This window comes from Streptomyces sp. NBC_00433, from assembly GCA_036015235.1.
GTDB lineage: Bacteria > Actinomycetota > Actinomycetes > Streptomycetales > Streptomycetaceae > Actinacidiphila.
In genome coordinates this window covers 2,887,090-2,909,075 of record CP107926.1, presented here as the reverse complement: position 1 = coordinate 2,909,075, position 21,986 = coordinate 2,887,090, and the positions used below count along the sequence as shown (strand labels likewise).

Below are 21,986 nucleotides of genomic sequence, written 5' to 3'. Positions count from 1 at the left end.
CCGGTGTCCAGGGCGGACCGGGTCCCGTCAGCCCGCGAAGCCCCCGAGTTCCGTCTTGAGCGCCTTGAGCACGGGCCGCAGGCGCTCCTCGTTCTGGGCCACCAGGGCCCGCTGGGCGTCCCGGACCGCGGAGACGATCAGGTCGGCCAGGCCCTGTGCGTTGCCCGGATCGGCGACGGCCGAGGAGATCACCAGCTCCTGGAGCTCCCCCCTGCCGTCGACCGCCGCCCTCACCGCGCCGCCGCCCGCCGTTCCCTGGACGTGTGCCGCGCGGAGCTCCTCGTGGGCCCGGGTCATGTCCTGCTGCACCCTCCGGGCTCTGGCCAGCAGCTCGTCCATGTCGAGGCCGTCGTCAAGGTCCATGTCCGTGTTCCGATCGTGTGGGGTTCCGCCCTGCCCGTGGCGGACGGTGAAAGTGCGTCGACCCCGTCCGGGAGGACGGGGTCGCGCCCGACGTGCGGGCTCACCGGGCCGGGTCGCCCGGTGTACCGCTCCGGCTCAGGACTTGCTCCACTTCTGGTTGTCGGTGCCGCCGCAGCTCCACAGCTGGAGAACGGTGCCGTTGGCGCTCCCCCCGTCGGTGACGTCGACGCACTTGCCGATCTGGGTGTTCACCAGGTCGTGGGCGCTGTTGAGCTTGAACTGCTGGGCCCATCCGCCGTTGCAGTTGGCGAGCTGGATGGCGGCGCCGTCGTTCGAGGAGGCCCAGGCGATGTCCATGCACAGGCCGAACATCCGAGCGGTGCCGTCGGACCGGAAGTCGATCTTCTGCCACGAACCGCCCACGCAGCTCCAGATCACCAGGCGGGTGCCGTCCTTGGCCTTGGTGTTCTGGGAGCCGCCGGCGGTGACGCAGCGGCCGCTGGCGTGGCTGTAGACGGAGACACCCGGGTACGTGGTGGTGGTCGGCTGCCGCGTGTCCCCGGTCGAGGCCTGCCCGCCGGAAGTGCCCGAACCGTTCGACTGGTTGGAGCCGGAGAACTGCTGGGTGGAGCCGGTCGGGGAGTCGGAGGGCTCATGGGCGGAGCCGGTCGGGGAGCCGGTGGGCTGCTGGGCGGAGCCGGTCCCGGTGGAGGGGCTGCTCGGGGTGCCGCCGGCTGCCGCACCGTTGTGTGCGGCCGTGTCGCCGCCCTTGTGCCCGGGGCTGCCCGGTTTATCCGGCCGGCCGGGTGCGGACGAGCCGACCCGCGAACGGGGGGAGGACGACGGGTTGGGCGGGAGCGCGGACTTGGTGGCGGTGGGCGCGGGTTTCGCCGTGTTCTCGGCGTCGGATCCGGACGGGATCTTCGAGACGGCGAACACGATCAGGAGCACGCAGACGGTGACGGCGACGGCGCCCGCCGGCCACGCCCACGGCCGTGGTCTCGCGTCCCCACCGTCGCGAGTCTGTGTCGTCCGCCGTGTGAACGCGGTGGCGAAGCGCGAGGACGCTCCGTCCAGCAGGGCCGGGTCCTGCTGCTGCTTGGGCTGGGGCGGCACATTGTCTCCTGTGGGTCTGGAAAACTGCAGGGGCAAGCATGCCATCGCGCCTGCGCGGCTCCATGACCGGGGGATGCACGGAAAGCGACGATCACCTTATGGGTGTCCGGCGGCAGGGGGCGTTCGGCTCCGACAGCGCTGAAGACGAGGATTCGCAGGTCAGGGCTAACGCCGCATCAGACCACGTCGGCCCCGTCGTGACAGGGGGTCACACCCCGACGGAACAACGCGGTCCACAGGAAGGCCACGCCGAACAGCGCTGACTCAGGGGGCTCCTCCCGCATGCGGCGCAGTTCCACCTCCGCCAGGTCGGAGAAGATCCAGCGCAGCGACTCCGGGGTGTAGGCGAGGCCGCCCCGCAGATCGCGTTCGCGGTAGAGGTCGGTGTCCGTGAGTTCCGACCCCATTCCGGCTCCGCCGGCGGCGAAGCTGGTGAGTGCGAGGTGGCCGCCGGGGGCGAGGACCCGGTCGAGGAGGGCCAGGTAGCTGACGCGGCGGTGGGGCGGCAGGTGGTGGAAGCACCCCGAGTCGACGACCAGGTCGTAGGGGCCGCTCAACTCGGCGGCGGGGAGGGCGAAAGCGTCACCGCACAGGAAGCGGACGTCGACTCCGGCCTCGCGGGCCCGGTCCTCGCCCCAGGCGACGGCCACCGGGGAGAGGTCGACGGCGTCCACCCCGAAGCCGTGCGATGCGAGGTACAAGGCGTTGCGTCCGGGCCCGCATCCCAGGTCCAGGGCCCGGCCGGGGGCGATCAGGCCCTGAGCGAGGTAAGCGGCCAGGTTCTCGTCCGGCTTCGTCGCGAAGAACGGGACCGGCCTCGACCGGTCGGCGTAGAAGCGGTCCCAGAAGTCCTTGCCGTCGCCCGTCGCCAAGCGGCCGGCCTCGGACTCAGATGCGAAGAGCCCGTCCAGGAGCGCGAGAACGTCCTCGACGGTGCGTACGGTCCGGTCCATCCGGCCCCCCTTTCGACCGGTGTCGATCGTAGGAGCGAGAACGACAGAAGACCAGGTCAGAGGTTGTATGGCCAGGGCTGGAACGGGCTGCTGCGAGCCCCGGACGCCGCCGACGGGCCCCCCGGCCCCGGCCCCTGCTCCGCGTCCGCCCAGCCGGCCGTCAAGAGCCGGAACGGGGCCATCCTCGGCTGCGGCCGGGAGACCGTTTCGACGAGTTCTCCGGCACCGCCCCAGGGCGAACGCTGCCTGACGCGGCACGAGACGGTCAGCACTCGATGACGTTGACCGCGAGGCCGCCGCGGGCGGTCTCCTTGTACTTGACCTTCATGTCGGCGCCGGTCTCCTTCATCGTCTTGATGACCTTGTCCAGGGACACGTGGTGGCGGCCGTCGCCGCGCATCGCCATCTTGGCGGCGGTCACCGCCTTGACCGCGGCCATGCCGTTGCGCTCGATGCAGGGGATCTGGACCAGGCCGCCGACCGGGTCGCAGGTCAGGCCGAGATTGTGCTCCATACCGATCTCGGCGGCATTCTCCACCTGCTCGGGGGTGCCGCCGAGGATCTCGGCGAGGCCGCCGGCGGCCATGGAGCAGGCGGAGCCGACCTCGCCCTGGCAGCCGACCTCGGCGCCGGAGATCGACGCGTTCTCCTTGAAGAGCATGCCGATCGCGCCGGCCGCGAGGAGGAAGCGGACGACGCCGTCGTCGTCGGCGCCGGGGACGAACTCCCGGTAGTAGTGCAGGACGGCCGGGATGATGCCGGCCGCGCCGTTGGTGGGGGCGGTGACGACCCGGCCGCCGGCGGCGTTCTCCTCGTTGACCGCCATCGCGTAGAGGGTGATCCACTCCATCGCGTGTGCCGCCGCGTCGCCCTCGGCGCGCAGTTGGCGGGCCGTGGTGGCGGCCCTGCGGCGGACCTTGAGGCCGCCGGGCAGGATGCCCTCGCGGGTCATGCCGCGCTGCACGCACTCCCGCATCACCTGCCAGATCTCCAGCAGGCCCGCGCGGATCTCGGCCTCGGTGCGCCAGGCCTTCTCGTTCTCCAGCATCAGCGCGGAGATCGACAGGCCGGTCTCCCTGGACAGCCGCAGCAGCTCGTCCCCGGTGCGGAAGGGGTGGCGCAGCACCGTGTCGTCCAGCTTGATCCGGTCCGCGCCGATCGCGTCCTCGTCGACGACGAAGCCGCCGCCGACGCTGTAGTACGTCTTGGCCAGCAGCGGTTCGCCCGCGGCGTCGAAGGCGGACAGCGTCATGCCGTTGGCGTGGTAGGGCAGCGAGCGGCGGCGGTGCAGCACCAGGTCGGTGGCCGGGTCGAAGGCCACGTCGTGCGCGCCGAGCAGCGTCAGGCGCTTGTCCGCGTGGACGGCGGCGACCTCGGCGTCCACCGCTTCGACGTCGACCGTACGGGGGGAGTGACCGGCCAGGCCCAGCAGCACCGCCTTGGGGGTGCCGTGGCCGTGGCCGGTCGCGCCCAGCGACCCGAAGAGCTCGGCTTTGAGCGCCGCCGTACGGGTGAGCAGATCCTCGGTCTTCAACCGCTGCGCGAATATCCGGGCGGCCCGCATCGGTCCCACCGTGTGGGAGCTGGAGGGGCCTATGCCGACGGAGAAGAGGTCGAATACGGAGATTGCCATGCGTTCAGTGCTCCAGGTTGACCGCGGACGCCGTTGTCCGCGGGGTGGTGCCGGGCGCTCCGCGGTGTGCGGCGGGGGGGGGTGCCGCACACCGCGGAGCAGTTCATGACGCGAGCGTCGGATACAGCGGGTGGCGCTCGGCGAGCGCGGTGACCCTCGCGCGGAGCGCGTCCGCGTCGAAGGCCGGCTGCAGCGCCGTCGCGATGATGTCGGCGACCTCGCGGAAGGCCTCGGCGCCGAAGCCCCGGGTGGCCAGCGCCGGTGTGCCGATCCGCAGGCCCGAGGTCACCATGGGCGGCCGCGGGTCGTTCGGGATCGCGTTGCGGTTCACGGTGATGCCGATGCCGTGCAGCCGGTCCTCGGCCTGCTGGCCGTCGAGCGCCGAGGCGCGCAGGTCGACCAGCACCAGGTGCACGTCCGTGCCGCCCGACAGCACGGCGACACCCGCGGCGGCGAGGTCGTCCCGCCCGAGCCTTTCCGCCAGGATCTTCGCCCCCTCCAGCGTACGGGTCTGGCGGTCGCGGAATTCGTCGGTGGCCGCGGCCTTGAAGGCGACGGCCTTGCCGGCGATGACATGCTCCAGCGGGCCGCCCTGCTGGCCGGGGAAGACCGCGGTGTTGATCTTCTTGGCCAGGTCGGCGGTGGACAGGATGATGCCGCCGCGCGGGCCGCCGAGCGTCTTGTGCGTCGTGGTGGTGACCACATGCGCGTGCGGCACGGGCGAGGGGTGCAGCCCGGCCGCGACAAGGCCGGCGAAATGCGCCATGTCGACCATCAGATACGCGCCGACCCCGTCGGCGATCCGCCGGAAGGCGGCGAAGTCCAGCTGCCGCGGATACGCCGACCAGCCGGCGATGATCAGCTGCGGCCGGTGCTCCTTGGCGAGCCGCTCGACCTCGGCCATGTCGACCAGGCCGGTGTCGCCGTCGACGTGGTAGGCGGCGACCTTGTAGAGCTTGCCGGAGAAGTTGATCTTCATGCCGTGCGTCAGGTGACCGCCGTGCGCCAGGTCCAGGCCGAGGATGGTGTCGCCCGGCTTGAGCAGCGCGAACATCGCCGCCGCGTTCGCCTGCGCGCCCGAGTGCGGCTGGACGTTGGCGGCCTCGGCGCCGAAGAGCGCCTTGACCCGGTCGATGGCCAGCTGCTCGATGACGTCGACATGCTCGCAGCCGCCGTAATACCGGCGGCCGGGGTAGCCCTCGGCGTACTTGTTGGTCAGCACCGAGCCCTGGGCCTCCAGAACCGCCACCGGGGCGAAATTCTCCGAGGCGATCATCTCCAGCGTGGACTGCTGGCGGTGCAGTTCGGCGTCGACCTCGGCGGCGACCTCGGGGTCGAAGTCGTGCAGTGACTGATTCAGGAGCGACATGGGATCTTCCTGGTGTGGCGGGCGGGGACGAGGGCTCAGGCCGCGATGAAGGCGTCGTACTCGGCCGCGGTCAGCAGGTCCGCGCCCTCGTCCGAGACCTTCACCTTGAACAGCCAGCCGCCCTCGAACGGCGCGGAATTGACCAGCGACGGGTCGTCGACGACGTCCTGGTTGACCTCGGTGACCTCACCGGACACCGGGGCGTACAGCTCGCTGACGGACTTGGTGGACTCCAGCTCGCCGCAGCTCTCGCCCGCGGTCACCGTCGCGCCCACCTCGGGGAGCTGGACGAAGACGACGTCACCGAGCGCGTCGGCGGCATGCGAGGTGATGCCCACGGTCGAGGCGCCGTCCTCGGGGTCGGTGAGCCACTCGTGCTCCTTGCTGTAACGCAGCTGCTCAGGATTGATGCTCATGACGGAAATTCTCCCGGATGCGAAGAGGTGATGGCGAAGCCGACGCGGCAGCCTGTGGACAAGCCGCCTTCTGTGGAAAACTTCGGGGTCTCAGCGCTCGCGCTGGTAAAAGGGCAGCGCCACGACACGGTACGGCTCGCGGCTGCCGCGGATGTCGACCGCGACCCCCTCGGTGCCGGGCGCGGCATGGGCGGCGTCCACGTACGCCATGGCGACCGGCACGCCGAGGGTGGGCGACGGGGCGCCCGAGGTGACCTCGCCGATCACCGCGCCGGACGCGTCGGTGACCGTGTAGCCCGCGCGCGGCACCCGGCGGCCCTCGGCGATCAGCCCGACCAGCTTGCGCGGCGGGATGTCGGCGGCCCTGGCCGCGGCCGCGGTCAGCGCCTCCCGGCCGACGAAGTCACCGGGCTTGTCGAACTTCACGACCCGCCCGAGCCCCGCGTCGAAGGGCGTGACCTTCGCGGTCAGCTCGTGCCCGTACAGCGGCATCCCGGCCTCCAGGCGCAGCGTGTCGCGGCACGACAGCCCGCACGGCACCAGACCGGCGTCGGCGCCCGCCGTAAGCAGCGCCTGCCACAGCCGCTCGGCGTCGGCGGGGGCCACGAAAAGCTCGAAGCCGTCCTCGCCCGTGTAACCGGTCCTGGCGATCAGCGCGGACACCCCCGCGACGGTCCCCGGCAGCCCGGCGTAATAGCGCAGCCCGTCCAGGTCCGCCTCGGTGACCGCCTTGAGGATGCCGGGCGCGGCCGGGCCCTGCACGGCCAGCAGCGCGTAGGCGTCCCGGTCGTCGGTCACCTGCGCGTCGAATCCCGCCGCGCGCAGCGCGACCGTGTCGAGCACCGTCTGCGCGTTGGAGGCGTTGGCGACGACCAGGTAGCGCTGCTCGGCGAGCCGGTAGACGATCAGGTCGTCCAGGATGCCGCCGTCCGGCGCGCAGATCATCGTGTAGCGGGCCTTGCCGACCGCGAGCGCCGACAGGTGGCCGACCAGGGCGTGGTCCAGCGCCTGCCCGGCCTGCGGACCGGTCACCGTGATCTCGCCCATGTGCGAGAGGTCGAAGAGCCCCGCCCTGGTGCGTACGGCCTGGTGCTCGTCGCGCTCGCTGCCGTAGCGCAGCGGCATGTCCCAGCCCGCGAAGTCGGTCATGGTCGCACCGAGGGCGCGGTGCACCGCGTCGAGGGCGGTACGGCGCGGGGACGCGGCGGGCGGTGCGCTCAGCGGCTGGTTCGACGGTTCACTCATCGAAAGGGCTCCCAAAGGCGGCGGACGGGGACACTGCGGCCGGGGCTAGGACCCCGGCCTCCCCATCTGTCATCGGAACCTGAGAGGTTCACCGTGACCCCTGCGGGCCGCGGTTTGCACCTTGGGTGGGGCGGGACCGGTGTCGACGGCCCGCCCGCTTTTCAGATCTGCCTCGCCCGCGCGGTATCTGTGCCTGAGAGATTCAAGGGAGGACTTGCTCCTTCGGCGCCCGACACCTGGTGACAGGGGCCGGAACTCTCCCGCGCGGCCTCCAACGGCCGGTATGCGTATTGTGCCGCCATCATTGCATGCTCGGGCACCCCGAGCGCTCAGCCGCTAGTGTTTCCGGTCAGGACACGGGCGGCGACGGTGGCACAGGCGCGGACAAGGGTGGACATGGAGAATCCGGCACCGTACATATGGCCGGCGAACGAGCTGGAGGAAGTGCTCGCGGCGAGCCTCGGCAATCCCGCGGCGACCCCCCGGCTGCTCGAAGTCCTCGGCCGCTCCCATGTGTGGGTGCCGCTGCCCAACGGAGACCTGCCGGGAGGCGGCGGCCTCGACCTGCCCACCCTGGAGCTGGGCGGTGCGCCCTATGTGCCGGTCTTCAGCTCCGAGCAGCAGTTCCGGCAGGCCGCGGAAGGCATGTCCTGCACGGTCGCGCCGGTGAGGGAATTCGCCCGCGGACTGCCCCCGCTGGTCGGCATCGCCGTCAATCCCGGCGGCGCCGTCGGAGTGCCGCTGCCGCCCGAGGCCGTCGCCCAACTGTGCCGCACCGGGCAGCCCGGGGCATACGGCGAGCAGAGCCCCAGCGGCGCCAGGGTGCGGCTGTGGGAGCCGGCGCCCGACGACGAGCCGGTGGACTTCCTGGCCGTCGCCGCCGCCGAATACGCCGTCACCCCCGTGGTGCTCAGCGCCCGCCGCGCCATGGCCGCGGTCGAGGAGGACCCGCCCGCGCTCTTCGTCGGCGTCGAACTCGACGGCTGGCAGGACCAGGACAGGTCCGCCGCCATGGACGCGCTCGGCCGCGCCCTGGGCGCGGCGCCGCTGCCCTGGCCGGTGCACCTGATCCTGCTCGACATCGCCCAGGACCCGGTGGGGGACTGGATGCTGGAGACCGTGCGACCGTTCTACAGCCGGGACTGAGCCGCACGCCGGGGCCAACCCGCGTGCCTGGCGGGGCGCTTGTGTATACCCGCCGTATACGTGCCATTTAGCCGGCGCCGCTTGAGTCGGTCAGCATTCCACCGGGAACAGTCGACCTGGTTTGATGGCGGAACACCGAACGACGGGAAAGGGGCGGTCCCACGTGATCGCGGGCGCGCAAGGCGGCGCGGCGGCCGGCCATGTGGAGCAGATGCTGCTCCAGGTGGCGCCCGGCCGCTTCGACGCATACGAGAACCTGCTCGCGTCGCTGGCCGACGGCCAGGTCTGGATGCTGCTCTGGCAGGGCACGCCGGGGGCGCCCGACGCGCAATACGCGTCCATGGAGGTCAGCGGCCAGCGCTACGCGCCCTGCTGCACCTCGCCCAAGGAACTGTCCGTCAGCGGCTGGAACCGCGACCACGAGATCGTCACCGGGCGGGACATCGCCCGCAGCCTCTTCCCCGAGCACTGCGGGCTCTGGCTCAATCCGCACGCCAACGGCGGCGGCGTCGGCATCCCCTGGCCCGACCTGCGCAGGATCGCCGGCGGCCTCGACCTGCTGCCCGCGGGCCCGCTGCAGATAGGCGAACCGTCGCTGCAGATCCCGCAGTTCTACGCCCTGCTCGCCACAGCCGCGCACCGCACCCCCGCGGTGCGGGCCCTGCGCCAGGCCTGGATCCAGCCGGCCGTGGGCGAGCCCTACCTCGCGATCGGCGTCGAGGTCTACGACTCCTCGCCCCAGGCCGTCGAATCGGTCCGCCTGATGATGCAGCAGGCGGCCGCGGGGGTGCCGGAAGGGCTGTCCATCTCCACGGTCGCCATGGCCGACGCGTACGACTCCGTCGCCATGTGGCTCCGCGCCAACGCGCAGCCCTTCTTCGACCGCGAGGCCTTCTCCGGGCCGCCGGCCTGGGGACAGCCGCCGCGCACGTACTGACCCCGGCGGCTACGTCTTGAGCAGGCCCAGCGGCGGGGCGCCCAGGGCCAGCAGCTCGGCGTGGAAGCCCGGCAGAGTGAAGGACGGCGACCGCTCCGCACGGGCGCGGGCCCGCCTGATCTCCAGCTTGCCCCAGGTGTAGCGGCCGTATCCGGCGTCGAAAGTGCCGCGCCTGGCCTCCGAGGCCGCCCCCACGGGGGCGAGGTGGGCGTACCGCATGAAGTGCCGGGTGGCCTCGGCCACGTCCATGGCGCCGGTGTGCATGCCGATCGCGCAGGTCAGCCGGGTCACCCGGACCAGCGCCTCCAGGGCGACACCGATGGCGAACCGCGGGTCGCGGGCGCGGAAGCCCTCGTCGAGGCAGACCTCCTCCACGTAATGTGCCCAGCCCTCGCAGAAGGACAGGCTGTGCAGGACCCGCCGGACCGGGCTGGTCGCGTGCCGCAGCGCCCTCCCGTGCGCGAAGTGGCCCGGCGCGACCTCGTGCACGGTGATCGACGGCAGGCTCGTACGGCTGAAGACCGTCAGCCACTCCTCCCGCTCCTGCGCGGGCCAGTCGGGCTCCGGCGGCGTCACGTGGTACCAGGACGGCGACTCCGGCTCTCCCGGACCCGCCCAGGTCATCATCGCCATCGCCCAGCGGCGCGACGGCGGGGCGGGACCGACCAGGCACTCGCCGTCCAGATACGGCGCGAGGCGGCGCTCGCGGGTGAAGGCGATGACCTCCTCGGTGAGCCGCGCCGCCTCCGGGATGACACCGTCGGCGGTGGGGTGGTCGGCCAGCAGTTCGGGGATCAGCTCGTCCACCGACCGCTCCCGGTCCAGCGCGCGGCACGAGTCGGCGAGCAGCTCGCCCAGCCGCACCCGCTCCTTGTCCGCGGCGTCGGCCAGCGCCGTCAGATCCACGTGCAGGCCCTCCTGCGCACCCATCAGCGCGGCCAGGGCGGGGCCGCCCAGCCGCGGGTCCGGGTCGCCGTTGACGGCGGCGTCCTCCAGGTGGGCGACCAGCCGGCGGTGCGCGGCGATCGCCGCCGCCTCGGTGTCGCCCTGGTCCTCGTGGACGTCGGCGGCCAGCCCGTGCGCCGAGCCCAGCAGCGCGGCGGCCACCGGGGCACTCACCCGGTCCAGCGAGGCCAGCGCCGCGTCCACCGCGTCGGGCCACTGCGCCAGATGTTTATGCCGGGCGCCGGCACGTACCTTGCGGCGCGCATACTCCCGGTCATAGCAGGCGAGTTCGAGATTCGACAGATGCGGGTACGGGTCGCGCCGGTGCATCTCCAGCTCCCCGTACTGCACCCGCAGCGAGTCCTCGAAGATCGCCAGATGCGCCTCGTCGTGCGCGTCGTCCAGCGGCGCGGACGCGCGCCTCGCCCCGTCGACCGCGGCCAGCGCGCCGCGGATCCCGTCGGGGGAGAGGTCCTGCACACGGCCGTCGTATTCGTGCAGCCCGGCCATCTCCCGGACGGTGGGCATCATCAGGTCGCACACCGCGCGCAGCCGATCATCCATCCCATGACCGTAGCGTCGTGCCCGCCGTACGTCTGCCCGGGGGCATCAGGTCCGGCACGCGCGCTACGTCAGGTCTGGCCCGCGGTCCTCGCGCGGGCGACCGCGGGGCCGATCGCCCGCACCACTTCCGCGACCTCGTCAGGGGTCGTGGTGTGGCCGAGGGAGAAGCGCAGCGTCGCCCGCGCATGGGAGGCGGACCGGCCCATCGCCAGCAGCACATGGCTCGGCTGCGCCACACCCGCGGTACATGCCGAGCCGGTCGAGCAGGCGATGCCCTGGGCGTCCAGCAGCAGCAGGAGGGCGTCGCCCTCGCAGCCGGGGAAGGTGAAGTGCGCGTTCGCGGCGATCCGGCCCTCGGGGGCGGGGTCGCCGTTGAGAATCGCGTCGGGCACCGCGGCACGTATGCCGCGCACCAGCTCGTCGCGCAGCACTCCGACCGCGGCGGCAAACTCCTCCCGCCTCTCCGCGGCGAGCGTCCCGGCCGCCGCGAAGGCCGCGATCGCCGGCACATCGAGGGTGCCCGACCTGCTGCGCTCCTGGTCGCCGCCGTGCAGCAGCGGCACCGGGGTGTCGTCCCTGCGCAGCACCAGCGCGCCGATCCCGTACGGGCCGCCGACCTTGTGCCCGGTCACCGTCATCGCGTCCAGGCCGCTGGCCGCGAAGTCGAGTTCCGTCAGCCCGAAGGCCTGCACCGCGTCGGAGTGCATCGGCACACCGAACTCGGCGCACACCTCCGCGAGGGCGGGGACCGGGAGGATCGTGCCCACCTCGTTGTTCGCCCACATGACGGTGACCAGGGCCACGTCCTCGGCCCCGCCCTCCAGCGCAGCGCGCAGCGCCTCGGGCTGCACCCTGCCGTACGCGTCGACCGGCAGCCACTCCACGACGGCGCCCTCGTGCTCGGCCAGCCAGTGGACCGCGTCCAGCACCGCGTGATGCTCCACCGGGCTGGCCAACACCCGGACCCTGCGCGGGTCCGCCGCCCGGCGGGACCAGAACAGGCCCTTCACGGCCAGGTTGTCCGACTCCGTGCCGCCGCCGGTGAACACGATCTCGCTCGGGCGCGCGCCCAGCGCCGCCGCCAGGGCTTCCCGCGACTCCTCGACGGTCCGCCGGGCACGGCGGCCCGCCGCGTGCAGCGCGGAAGCATTGCCCGTCACGGTCAGGTGGGCGGTCATCGCCTCGACCGCCTCCGGGAGCATGGGCGTGGTGGCGGCGTGATCGAAGTAGGCCATGATCCCCCGATTCTACGTTCCGCGGGGGTCACCCCGACCCCCTACACGCACCCCCTCCGGACCCTGGCCCGGACTTCCCCCCGGTGAACGCCCCGCCCCGCCTTCCGCGCGCACCTCCTGAGGGGTTGCCCCTTCCCACCCGCTTTCACACGTGCCCCACCCGCCCGGCCGCCCATCCCCCGTACCCCTGAAAACGCCCACCCTCCGGCAGAGGGCACCCACCAGGGACGCGAGGAACGGCGCGCCAAGCCCAGACGCAGCGGCAGCCAAGCAAAGGACCGCACGGCCCACTACCTCAGGGGCGCGAGGAACTGCGCGCGCAACCACGACGCAGCTGCAGCCAAGCAAAAAGGACGGCCAGGGGCAGCCCCTCAGGGGCGCGAGGAACTGCGCGACAAGCCCCTCACCGGGAGAAGGTCCCGGGCAAAGGGGCACGGGCCACCCCCAGGGGTCATGGCCGCGGGGCGCGAGCCAGCTGGCGGGACTGCGCCACGAGCCGGTCCTTGGAGTCCCAGACCTCCGCGTCCTCCTCCAGCAGGCCGCCGGCCAGATTGCGGGTCGTCAGGGCGACCCGCACCGGTCCGGGAGCCGGCTGGCACCGCAGGTGCACGGTCAGCTCGACGGTCGGGACCCACCCGGCGAGCCCCAGGTCGAACGCCGTGGGCGGCAACGCGTCGACCGCCAGCAGCATCGACACCGCGTCGTGGTCGCGCCCGTCGGCGAGGCCGAGCCAGCCGCGCATGTCGCCGACGCCGGAAGGTGCGCCGACGGCCCAGCCGGCGGTGGCGGGGTCGAGCCGCAGGTCGAGCCGGTCGAGGATCGCGGTGGAACCGGTGACGGGCCCCCCTGCGGGTGCGTCGGACGAGCTGACGCAGTCCTCGTAGGACGGCATCGTCGGCGGCGTCGCCGCGGTGCGTACGTCGTCGGGCAGCGCGGCGAGGTCGCCGTATCCGGCGACGACGCGGATGCGCTCGACCTCGCGCCCCTCCTCGTCGCGCTGGTAGAGCGACGCCTGCCCGGTGGACATGGTGCGCCCGGCCCTCACCGTCTCGGTCCTGATGACCGCGGGACCCGGCTCCGACGCGGTCAGATAGTGCGCCGTGATGGTGATCGGGTCGGGGTGCGGCAGCGCGGCACGCAGGGCGCGGCCGACGACGGCCAGCAGGTAGCCGCCGTTGACGGCCCTGATGATCGTCCAGCCCGCCGACAGCTCGCTGTCGTACGTACCGGGCTCGCCCGGCCTGGCCGCCACCGCCGTGTCGCGGTCGAACTCGCTGTCCCCGATGGCCGCACGGGCCGCTGCAAATGCCATGAGTCGATGTTACCCATCGGTAGTCGCCAGTTGTCCAGCCCCTTCGGGCCGCTGCTCCGGCAACGCTGAGCGTCCGCTTGTCTCTTCCGGGCGGGCGCACCGATTCCCCGCGCCCGCCGCTGCCGCGGTCTCCCGGCGGTCGGCGGCAACCGCCCCGACGGCCGCCTGTGGATAACCGGGCGGCCCCTCACGGACGGGCCGTTACCCTGGACAGGTGAACGACTTCCCCCATCCCCCAGAGCGCAAGCGGCTGCGCGTGCTCGCCGCCATGAGCGGCGGCGTCGACTCCGCGGTCGCCGCGGCCCGCGCCGCGGAGGCCGGGCACGACGTGACCGGGGTCCACCTGGCGCTGTCGGCGAATCCGCAGAGCTTCAGGACCGGCGCCCGCGGCTGCTGCACGGTGGAGGACTCCCGCGACGCCCGCCGCGCGGCCGACGTGATCGGCATCCCCTTCTATGTGTGGGACCTCGCCGAGCGCTTCCGCGAGGACGTGGTCGCGGACTTCGTCGCCGAATACGCGGCGGGCCGCACCCCCAACCCCTGCCTGCGGTGCAACGAGAAGATCAAGTTCGCCGCGCTGCTCGACAAGGCGCTGGCGCTGGGCTTCGACGCGGTCTGCACCGGGCACTATGCGACGGTCGTCACCCGGGAGGACGGCTCCCGCGAGCTGCACCGGGCCAGCGACGCGGCCAAGGACCAGTCGTATGTGCTCGGCGTGCTCGACGAGCGGCAGTTGGCCCACGCGATGTTCCCGCTCGGCGACACCCTCACCACCAAGGACGAGATCCGCGCCGAGGCCGCCCGCCGCGGCCTGGCCGTGGCGAAGAAGCCCGACAGCCACGACATCTGCTTCATCGCCGACGGCGACACCCAGGGCTTCCTGGCGAAGAGCCTGGGCAGCGCCGAGGGCGCCATCGTGGACGAGAGCGGCGCCCGGGTGGGCACGCACGAAGGCGCGTTCGGCTTCACCATCGGCCAGCGCAAGGGCCTGCGGCTCGGCATCCCCGCCGACGACGGCAAGCCCCGCTATGTGTTGGACATCTCACCGGTCGACAACACGGTCACCGTCGGCCCCGCGGAGGCGCTGGACGTGACCGCGCTCACCGCGATCCGCCCCCGCTGGTGCGGCACCCCGCCGGCCGGCCCCGCCGCGTACACGGCGCAGTTGCGCGCCCACGGCGAGGACGTGCCGGTGACCGCCGAAGTCCTCGACGGCGAGGTGCGGGTCAGCTTCTCCGCCCCCGTGCGCGGCATCGCGCCCGGGCAGGCCGTGGTGCTCTACGACGGCACGCGCGTCGTCGGCTCCGCGACCATCGCCACCACCGACCGGGCCGCCGCCCGCGATCAGCAGAAGCCCACGGTGACCGTATGAACATCGGTGTCTTCCTGTCCGCCGCCGACCTCGGCGACCAGTACACAGGCCCGGCCCGCGAGTTCGGCAAGCTGCTCGGCGACGGCGGCCACACCCTGGTGTGGGGCGGGTCCGAGACCGGCCTGATGAAGGTCGTCGCCGACAGCGTCCAGTCCGCCGGCGGCCGCCTGGTGGGCGTCTCGGTGACCTTCCTCCACCACAAGGCGCGCATCAATGCCGACGAGATGGTCATCGCGCCGGACCTCGCGCAGCGCAAGGCCGAGCTGCTGCGGCGCTCCGACGCCATCGTGGTGATGGTCGATGGCCTCGGAACGCTCGACGAGGCCACCGAGATCCTGGAGCTGAAGAAGCACGGGCTGCACGGCAAACCGGTGGTCCTGCTCAACAGCGCGGGTTTCTACGACGGTCTTGAACTGCAGCTGCGCAGGATGGACGCCGAGGGCTTCCTGCCCCTCCCGCTGTCCGAGCTGGTGCACTTCGCCACGGACGGCGCCGACGCCCTCGCGTATCTCCGGGAGCAGCTGTGAGCGGTCCGCGCATCCACGTGGTCACCGGTGCCGGGTCCGGTATCGGCAGCGCCGTCGCACAGCGGCTGCTCGACCGCGGCGACGAGGTGTGGCTGCTGGCCAGGGACGCCGGGCGGGCCAGGGAGCTGGCGGACCGCCACTCCGGTGCCCGCACCCTGGTCGGCGACCTTGCCGAGCCCGCCCGGCTGTCCTGGGCGCTGGGCCACCAGTCGCCGCCGGACCGCCTCGACTCGCTGCTGCACATCGCAGGCACCGTCGAGCTGGGCCTGGTCGGCGACCTCACCCCGAAGGTCTGGCAGGAGACGCTGGCCGTCAACCTGATGGGCCCGGCCGAGCTGACCCGCCTGCTGCTGCCCCAACTGCGGCTGTCCCGCGGCCACGTCGTCTTCGTCAATTCCACGTCGGGCCTGAGCGTCAGCGCCGAGTGGAGCGCGTACGGCGCGAGCAAGTTCGGCCTTCGCGCTCTGGCTGACGCCCTCCGCGCGGAGGAGCACGCCGCCGGCGTCCGCGTCACCTCCGTCTACCCGAGCCGCACCGCCACCCCGATGCAGCAGAAGGTCCACCAGCAGGAGGGCAAGCCCTACGACCCGGCCCGCTGGATCGCCCCCGACTCCGTGGCCACCACCGTCCTCACCGCCCTCGACCTCCCTCGCGACGCCGAACTGACCGACCTCACCCTCCGCCCCGGCCTGTAGGGGCCCAGGCCCCCAGGGGTGCGAGGAACGGCGCGAGCAACCACCGACCGGCGGATGGTCCCGCAACAAATAGGTCAGCCCAGCCCCAGGGGTTGAGGGGCGCGAGGAACTGCGCGGCCAACCCCCCACGGCGAGAAGGTCCCGCAACAAGAGGACGAGGCAGCCCGCAGGGCAGCAGCCCCACCGGCAGGTGGTCCCGCAACGACAGGACGGCCCAGCCCGCAGGGCTAGAACCCCCACCGGCGGGTGGTCCGGCGACATCGGGGGCGCGCGAGCGCGTACGGCTACCCTTCCGGCGTGAGCAACGATTTGCACCTCCCCGAGGCCACCGCCACCGGCGTGGGTTCCATGCCGGGCGGCGACGCCCGCGAGGCCGCCCGGGTCGCCACCGAGGCGACGCAGGGCATGGCCTTCCTCCCCGAACTGCCCGCCCGCGGCCCCGGTGCGGACATGATCGGCCGCAGCCTGGGGCTGCTGGCCGAGATGTACGCCCGGGTCGAACCGAGCGGCTGGCGGTTCGGCGACCGCCCGGGGCGGGACACCAAGCGGGCCCGGTCGTGGCTGGGCGAGGACCTGGACGCCCTGGAGGAATTCACCCAGGGCTACCAGGGCCTGCTCAAGGTCCAGGCGGTCGGCCCCTGGACCCTGGCCGCGTCGGTGGAGACCCGGCACGGCGAGGCCGCGCTGCGCGACCCCGGCGCCTGCCGGGACCTGGCGGCCTCGCTGACCGAGGGCCTCACCGACCACCTCGCCGACGTCCGCCGCCGGGTGCCGGGCGCGCAGGTCGTGCTGCAGTTGGACGAGCCGTCGCTGACGCCGGTGCTGCGCGGGCAGATCAGGACCGCCAGCGGCTACCGCACCTACCGCGCGGTCGACCGGGCGGTGATCGAGTCGGCGCTGCGCGAGCTGATCGGGGCGGCGGGTGTGCCCGTCACCGTCCACTCCTGCGCCCCCGACGTCCCCTTCGCGCTGCTGCGCAGGGCGGGCGTGGCCGGCATCTCCTTCGACGCGGATCTGCTCACCGAGCGTGACTGGGACGAGTTCGGCGAGGCGGCGGAGGCGGGCACCGCGCTGTTCGCCGGTGTCGTAGCCGGCAAGGATGCCCCATTGTCAGACCCTGCCGGTAGCGTAAGTGGTGTTCGGGCGCTGTGGCGCAGGTTGGGGCTGGCACCGGGGGCATTGGGGTCCTCCGTCGCCGTCACCCCGTCCTGCGGTCTGGCGGGGGCCTCGCCGGCCTATGCCCGTGCGGCTCTCGTGCATTGCGCGAAGGCGGCACGCTCGCTCGTCGACAACCCTGAGTAGTGAGGAAGGACGGGGTCGTGGAGGACACGGAGATTCCTGCCGAGGCACGCGAGGAGCACGCTCGCCTTGCCGAGCAGGTCGAGGAGCACCGCTTCCGTTACTACGTCAAGGACGCGCCGGTCGTCAGCGACGCCGAGTTCGACAAGCTGCTGCGCGGCCTGGAGGCCCTGGAGGAGCGGCACCCGGGCCTGCGCACCCCGGACTCGCCCACCCAGAAAGTGGCGGGGGCGTACGAGACGGAGTTCGCCTCCGTGCAGCACCGCGAGCGCCTGCTGTCGCTGGACAACGCCTTCAGCGACGAGGAGTTGGACACCTGGGCCGACCGGGTCGCCGCCGAGCTGGGTGCCCCGGACAACGAGCGGAGTCCCTACCACTTCCTGTGCGAGCTGAAGGTGGACGGCCTGGCCGTCAACCTGACCTATGAGCGCGGCCGGCTGACCCGTGCGGCGACCCGCGGCGACGGGCGGACCGGCGAGGACATCACGCCCAATGTCCGCACGATCGCCGACATCCCCGACCGGCTGGCGGGCGACCGGGTGCCCGAGCTGGTGGAGATCCGCGGCGAGGTCTACTTCCCCGGCGAGAAGTTCGAGGAGCTGAACGCCCGGCTGGTGGAGAACGGGGACAAGCCGTTCGCCAACCCGCGCAATGCGGCCGCCGGTTCGCTGCGCCAGAAGGACCCGCGGATCACCGCGTCGCGCCCACTGCGGATGGTGGTGCACGGCATCGGCGCCCGCGAGGGCTTCGCCATCGACTGCCAGTCGCACGCCTACGGCCTGCTGCACGAGTGGGGCCTGCCCACCGCCCGCTACAACAAGGTGGTCGACTCGCTGGCCGAAGTGCGGGACTTCATCGCCTACTACGGCGAGCACCGGCATGACGTCGAGCACGAGATCGACGGCGTGGTCGTCAAGGTCGACGAGATCCCGCTCCAGGGCAGGCTCGGCTCGACCTCCCGGGCCCCGCGCTGGGCCATCGCGTGGAAGTACGCCCCGGAGGAGGTCAACACCAAGCTGGTGGAGATCCGGGTCGGCGTCGGCCGCACCGGGCGGGTCACGCCGTATGCCGTGGTGGAGCCGGTGACGGTGGCCGGGTCCGAGGTGGAGTTCGCGACCCTGCACAACCAGGACGTGGTCAAGAAGAAGGGCGTCCTGATCGGCGACACCGTGGTGCTGCGCAAGGCCGGTGACGTCATCCCGGAGATCCTGGGCCCGGTGGCCGACCTGCGGGACGGCACCGAGCGGGAGTTCGTGATGCCCGCCGAGTGCCCGGACTGCGGCACCGCCCTGCAGCCCATGAAGGAGGGGGACATCGACCTGCGGTGTCCCAACGCCCGGTATTGCCCGGCCCAGTTGCGCGAGCGGATCTTCTACCTCGCGGGCCGCCGCAGCCTGGACATCGAAGGGCTCGGCTATGTCGCCGCCACCGCGCTGACCCAGCCCCTTGAGCCGCACGAGCCGCCGCTGAAGGACGAGGGCGACCTTTTCGGCCTCACGATCGAGCAGCTGCTGCCGATCCGCTCGCACGTCCTGGACCAGGACACCGGTCTGCCCAAGCGCGACCCGGAGACCGGCGAGCCGAAGATCGTCACCTTCTTCGCCAACCAGAAGGGCGAGCCGAAGAAGAACGCGCTGGCGATGCTGGAGAATATCGCCGCGGCCAGGGAGCGCCCGCTGGCCAGGATCATCACCGGCCTGTCCATCCGCCATGTGGGTCCGGTCGCCGCCGCCGCGCTGGCCCGCGAATTCCGCGACCTGGACCGGATCAAGGACGCGGCCGAGGAGGAGCTGGCCGCCGTCGACGGGGTGGGCGCCACGATCGCCGCCTCCGTCAAGCAGTGGTTCGCCGAGGACTGGCACCTGGAGATCATCAGGAAGTGGCGGGAGGCCGGGGTCGTCTTCACCGAGGAGGGCTCGGACGAGGGGCCGAGGCCACTCGAAGGGCTGACCGTCGTCGTGACCGGAACGCTGTCGACATATACCCGGGATGGCGCAAAAGAGGCGTTGGGCAGCCAAGGTGCGAAAGTCACCGGGTCGGTGTCCAAGAAAACGGACTTCGTGGTCGTCGGTGACAACCCCGGTTCCAAGTTCGACAAAGCCGTACAGCTGAAAGTGCCTGTTCTGGACGAGGACGGCTTCGCGGTGCTGCTCGCGGACGGCCCGGAGGCAGCTCGGATGAATAGGGTGAATCCCGTGGAAACCGACACCCCCGTCGAGGGCGCACCCGGGCCGGAAGCGGACGGTGAATCCGACTGAATGACCCGAGGATGTCACCCGATCGGCCTATATCAGAATACGTCGATGTGCCTGGTCGCATTCGGGCAACCCCGGCCGATCGGTGCCCGGGACGGCGCAAGGCGGCCTAGTGTTGAGACGCGCGCCCGCCGGGGAAGAACGTTCCGGCAGCACATGCGGAACTCGACCGCGTGCGGGGCGCGGTGGACCTGCACACCCGGCTGTGAGAGGGACAGGCATGCGACCGACGGAGAGTGCCGGAGCGGCGCCCCCGCGCAGCACGCCCGCGACCCCGCCCGCGCCCCCGGTCCTCACCCCGTCGCTGTCCCGATCGGTGGTGCGCAACGCGGCACCGCCGGCCGCCGCGGTCCTCCTGGCGGTCGGCGTCATCCGGGTGCTGGGCCACGGCAACGCGCTGTTCCCCAGCGGCACCGCGGGCTGGGGCTTCGCATTACTCACCGGCATCATCGTCGGCCACCTGGTGGCGATGGGGCGTGACCGCTGGTGGGGCGGCACCGGCTCCGGCGCCGCACTCACCCTGGCCATGCTGATCGTGCACGGCTGGGTGCCCGCCGTCCTGGTCAGCCTGGCCGTGGTGACCCTGGTCGGCGCCGCCCGCAGGCACCGCTGGCGGCAGGCCCTGCTCTACGGCTCCATCGACATCCTCGGCATCGGGGCCGGCGCCCTGATGCTGAGGATGTGCGGCACCCATCCGACCGTCGAGCACCCGTGGGACCCCGACAACTGGGCGATGACCGCCGTCCCGATCGTCATCCTGGTCGCGCTGACGTATCTGGCGGCCACCCGCGCACTGCTGTGGTGCGCCTTCGCACCCCGAGGCGGCGGGCTGCCCACGGTGGCCAGGTCGTCGCTGATCCGGCAGGGCATGTTCGGCGGGGCGCTGCTCGGCATCTCCCCGCTGATCCTGGTCGTCGCCTGCGACAAGCCCGCGCTGCTGCCGCTGTTCTCCGTACCGCTGATCGCCCTGGACTCGACGCTGTGGATCGCGCACGCCCGCGCCGAGGAGCAGCTGCGCGACCCGCTCACCGGGCTGCCCAACCGCCAGTGGCTGCTGGAGCGGGCCTGGACCGCGCTGGACGACGCCCAGGAGGACTACGAGCGGGCCGAGCCCGGCTTCCTGGCCGCCACCGGCGGCGTCGGCACGCATCCGCCCGCCGGCAGCGGGCGGGTCGGGCTGATCCTGATCGACCTGGACAAGTTCCGCTCCGTCAACGACACCCTCGGGCACCTGGCCGGCGACCGGCTGCTGCTCCAGGTGGCCGACCGGCTGCGGCTCGCGCTGCCGCGCGGCGCCGAGGCGGCCAGGCTCGGCGGCGACGAATTCGCCGTGCTGCTGCCCGGCTGCGACTCGCCGACCCGAGCCCAGCGGATCGCCAGGACCCTGGTCGCGGCCCTCGCCTCACCGCTCAGCCTCGACGGGCTGTCCCTGGTCCTGGAGGCCAGCGCGGGTGTCGCGGTCTTCCCCGACCACGCGCTGGACGCTGAAGGGCTGCTGCGGCGGGCCGACGTGGCGATGTATCAGGCCAAGCGGGACCGCAGCGGGGTCGAGGTCTACGAGGCCGCCAGGGACGGCAACACCCCCGACCGGCTCGGCCTGCTCGGCGACCTGCGCCGGGCGCTCGACGCCGGCGACGTCGAGCTGCACTACCAGCCGAAGGTCCGCTTCGACGGCCGGGTGGTCGGCCTTGAGGCGCTGGTCCGCTGGGAGCACCCGGAGCGGGGCCGGGTCAATCCCGAGGAATTCATCACCATGGCCGAGACGTCCGGCCTGATGCCGCTGCTCACCGAATACGTACTGGACACGGCGCTGGCCCAGGTCGCCCGCTGGCGCCGGATGGGCCTCGACGTGCCCGTCGCCGTCAACGTCTCGCCGCGCGACGTCCACAGCCCCGGCTTCGCCGGCACGGTCGCCGCCAGGCTGGCCAGGCACCAGGTGCCACCGGGGTCGCTCCAGCTGGAGATAACGGAGCACGTGCTGCTCGAAGACCCGCAGCGCGCCGCGGACACGCTCAACGGGCTCACCGGGCACGGCGTGAAGATGTCGCTCGACGACTTCGGCACCGGCTATTCGTCGCTGGTGCATCTGCGGCGGCTGCCGGTCAGCGAACTCAAGATCGACCGGTCCTTCGTCGCCCGGCTCGTGGTCGACACCGAGGACGCGGAGATCGTGCGCTGCACCGTCGACCTCGCGCACTCGCTCGGGCTGACGGTCGTGGCCGAGGGCGTCGAGGACGACGAGACGTGGGAGCGGCTGCGGGACCTGCACTGCGACGCCGTGCAGGGGTGGCTCGTCGCTGCCGCGATGCCGCCCGACGAGGCCACGAAGTGGCTTCTCGCCCGAGGTGAGCGCGGCGCCCTCCCGGCGGCCGCCGCGCGCCCCCTCCCCGCGCTTCCGCCCACGGCGGAGTCCCCCGCCGTCCCGCCGACCGTCCCCGCCATCGAGCGGGCCTAGCCCTTCCAGGGCGGGTCTGCTTCATGCGGCCCGCCGGTTCCGCGCCCTCCCTTTCACCGGGGGTGCCCCCCAGAGGCGCGGGGCTGTGTCTGATGTGCGGCTGGCGCCGCGTGGGCGCGCGTAACCCACCGCTCGCCGTCGTGTGGCGA

General features: G+C 72.5%; 18 protein-coding genes and 1 riboswitch. Of the genes, 8 read left to right on the top strand and 10 right to left on the bottom strand.

Features of this window, described 5'->3' with window-relative positions; translation table 11 throughout:
* Positions 1–27: 27 nt before the first annotated feature.
* The 7 genes from OG900_12035 to gcvT all read right to left on the bottom strand — a co-directional run bounded on the left by OG900_12035 (position 28) and on the right by gcvT (position 7,071).
* On the bottom strand, positions 28–363 hold the full coding sequence (locus tag OG900_12035) for a YbaB/EbfC family nucleoid-associated protein (GenBank protein ID WUH90752.1): 336 nt from the start codon (positions 361–363) through the stop codon (positions 28–30).
* Between the two features lie 135 nt (positions 364–498).
* Entirely contained in the window at positions 499–1,479 is a 981-nt protein-coding gene (locus tag OG900_12030) for a ricin-type beta-trefoil lectin domain protein (GenBank protein ID WUH90751.1), read from the bottom strand.
* 176 nt (positions 1,480–1,655) lie between these two features.
* A complete protein-coding gene (locus tag OG900_12025; protein ID WUH90750.1) occupies positions 1,656–2,432 on the bottom strand; it encodes a class I SAM-dependent methyltransferase in 777 nt (258 codons plus the stop codon).
* 265 nt (positions 2,433–2,697) lie between these two features.
* Positions 2,698–4,065 carry an L-serine ammonia-lyase gene (locus tag OG900_12020; protein ID WUH90749.1) on the bottom strand — a complete coding sequence of 456 codons (1,368 nt, stop codon included), beginning with the start codon at positions 4,063–4,065 and terminating at the stop codon, positions 2,698–2,700.
* 103 nt (positions 4,066–4,168) lie between these two features.
* Positions 4,169–5,434, bottom strand: a complete 1,266-nt coding sequence (locus tag OG900_12015; protein ID WUH90748.1) for a serine hydroxymethyltransferase — start codon at positions 5,432–5,434, stop codon at positions 4,169–4,171.
* Between the two features lie 35 nt (positions 5,435–5,469).
* Positions 5,470–5,850 carry a glycine cleavage system protein GcvH gene (gene gcvH, locus OG900_12010; protein WUH90747.1) on the bottom strand — a complete coding sequence of 127 codons (381 nt, stop codon included), beginning with the start codon at positions 5,848–5,850 and terminating at the stop codon, positions 5,470–5,472.
* Positions 5,851–5,940: 90 nt separating this feature from the next.
* The gene (gene gcvT, locus OG900_12005) at positions 5,941–7,071 is read right to left on the bottom strand and encodes a glycine cleavage system aminomethyltransferase GcvT (GenBank protein ID WUH95721.1); all 1,131 of its coding nucleotides are present in this window, start codon (positions 7,069–7,071) and stop codon (positions 5,941–5,943) included.
* Positions 7,072–7,266: 195 nt separating this feature from the next.
* A riboswitch (glycine riboswitch) is annotated at positions 7,267–7,368 on the bottom strand.
* A 123-nt stretch (positions 7,369–7,491) separates the two neighbouring features.
* Here gcvT and OG900_12000 point away from each other — a divergent pair.
* Positions 7,492–8,241: an enhanced serine sensitivity protein SseB gene (locus OG900_12000; protein WUH90746.1), complete on the top strand. Its 750-nt coding sequence runs from the start codon at positions 7,492–7,494 to the stop codon at positions 8,239–8,241.
* Positions 8,242–8,452: 211 nt separating this feature from the next.
* Positions 8,453–9,178 (top strand): enhanced serine sensitivity protein SseB C-terminal domain-containing protein, encoded by a 726-nt coding sequence (locus OG900_11995; GenBank protein ID WUH95720.1) that lies wholly within the window; start codon positions 8,453–8,455, stop codon positions 9,176–9,178.
* 9 nt (positions 9,179–9,187) lie between these two features.
* On the opposite strand, the gene OG900_11990 is transcribed toward OG900_11995, so the two are convergent.
* The 3 genes from OG900_11990 to OG900_11980 all read right to left on the bottom strand — a co-directional run bounded on the left by OG900_11990 (position 9,188) and on the right by OG900_11980 (position 13,234).
* Complete coding sequence (locus OG900_11990) at positions 9,188–10,687, bottom strand: DUF885 domain-containing protein (protein WUH90745.1); 1,500 nt, start codon at positions 10,685–10,687, stop codon at positions 9,188–9,190.
* Positions 10,688–10,755: 68 nt separating this feature from the next.
* Positions 10,756–11,922, bottom strand: coding sequence for a cysteine desulfurase (locus tag OG900_11985; protein WUH90744.1), 1,167 nt, complete (start codon positions 11,920–11,922; stop codon positions 10,756–10,758).
* Positions 11,923–12,373: 451 nt separating this feature from the next.
* The gene (locus OG900_11980) at positions 12,374–13,234 is read right to left on the bottom strand and encodes a thioesterase family protein (protein ID WUH90743.1); all 861 of its coding nucleotides are present in this window, start codon (positions 13,232–13,234) and stop codon (positions 12,374–12,376) included.
* A 214-nt stretch (positions 13,235–13,448) separates the two neighbouring features.
* Here OG900_11980 and mnmA point away from each other — a divergent pair, with 214 nt between their 5' ends.
* From mnmA to OG900_11950, 6 genes are all read left to right on the top strand, one after another.
* Positions 13,449–14,606: a tRNA 2-thiouridine(34) synthase MnmA gene (gene mnmA, locus OG900_11975; GenBank protein ID WUH90742.1), complete on the top strand. Its 1,158-nt coding sequence runs from the start codon at positions 13,449–13,451 to the stop codon at positions 14,604–14,606.
* A complete protein-coding gene (locus tag OG900_11970) occupies positions 14,603–15,133 on the top strand; it encodes a TIGR00730 family Rossman fold protein (GenBank protein ID WUH90741.1) in 531 nt (176 codons plus the stop codon). Before mnmA ends, OG900_11970 begins: the two co-directional genes overlap by 4 nt.
* Positions 15,130–15,828 carry an SDR family oxidoreductase gene (locus tag OG900_11965; GenBank protein WUH90740.1) on the top strand — a complete coding sequence of 233 codons (699 nt, stop codon included), beginning with the start codon at positions 15,130–15,132 and terminating at the stop codon, positions 15,826–15,828. The genes OG900_11970 and OG900_11965 overlap by 4 nt, the downstream gene beginning before the upstream one ends.
* A gap of 297 nt (positions 15,829–16,125) precedes the next feature.
* Positions 16,126–17,130: a methionine synthase gene (locus OG900_11960; protein WUH90739.1), complete on the top strand. Its 1,005-nt coding sequence runs from the start codon at positions 16,126–16,128 to the stop codon at positions 17,128–17,130.
* Positions 17,131–17,147: 17 nt separating this feature from the next.
* The gene (ligA, locus tag OG900_11955) at positions 17,148–19,385 is read left to right on the top strand and encodes an NAD-dependent DNA ligase LigA (protein WUH90738.1); all 2,238 of its coding nucleotides are present in this window, start codon (positions 17,148–17,150) and stop codon (positions 19,383–19,385) included.
* 217 nt (positions 19,386–19,602) lie between these two features.
* Entirely contained in the window at positions 19,603–21,837 is a 2,235-nt protein-coding gene (locus tag OG900_11950) for a bifunctional diguanylate cyclase/phosphodiesterase (protein WUH90737.1), read from the top strand.
* Positions 21,838–21,986: the final 149 nt, after the last annotated feature.

What these genes read in the sequence shown, in the direction of transcription:
- OG900_12035 (WUH90752.1), bottom strand. Translation starts at nt 363, where the DNA reads ATGGACCTTGACGACGGCCTCGACATGGACGAGCTGCTGGCCAGAGCC.
- OG900_11970 (WUH90741.1), top strand. Translation starts at nt 14,603, where the DNA reads ATGAACATCGGTGTCTTCCTGTCCGCCGCCGACCTCGGCGACCAGTAC.
- OG900_11990 (WUH90745.1), bottom strand. Translation starts at nt 10,687, where the DNA reads ATGGATGATCGGCTGCGCGCGGTGTGCGACCTGATGATGCCCACCGTC.
- OG900_11980 (WUH90743.1), bottom strand. Translation starts at nt 13,234, where the DNA reads ATGGCATTTGCAGCGGCCCGTGCGGCCATCGGGGACAGCGAGTTCGAC.
- OG900_12000 (WUH90746.1), top strand. Translation starts at nt 7,492, where the DNA reads ATGGAGAATCCGGCACCGTACATATGGCCGGCGAACGAGCTGGAGGAA.
- OG900_12020 (WUH90749.1), bottom strand. Translation starts at nt 4,065, where the DNA reads ATGGCAATCTCCGTATTCGACCTCTTCTCCGTCGGCATAGGCCCCTCC.
- OG900_11985 (WUH90744.1), bottom strand. Translation starts at nt 11,922, where the DNA reads ATGGCCTACTTCGATCACGCCGCCACCACGCCCATGCTCCCGGAGGCG.
- OG900_11950 (WUH90737.1), top strand. Translation starts at nt 19,603, where the DNA reads ATGCGACCGACGGAGAGTGCCGGAGCGGCGCCCCCGCGCAGCACGCCC.
- OG900_12015 (WUH90748.1), bottom strand. Translation starts at nt 5,434, where the DNA reads ATGTCGCTCCTGAATCAGTCACTGCACGACTTCGACCCCGAGGTCGCC.
- OG900_11995 (WUH95720.1), top strand. Translation starts at nt 8,453, where the DNA reads ATGCTGCTCCAGGTGGCGCCCGGCCGCTTCGACGCATACGAGAACCTG.
- OG900_12025 (WUH90750.1), bottom strand. Translation starts at nt 2,432, where the DNA reads ATGGACCGGACCGTACGCACCGTCGAGGACGTTCTCGCGCTCCTGGAC.
- gcvH (WUH90747.1), bottom strand. Translation starts at nt 5,850, where the DNA reads ATGAGCATCAATCCTGAGCAGCTGCGTTACAGCAAGGAGCACGAGTGG.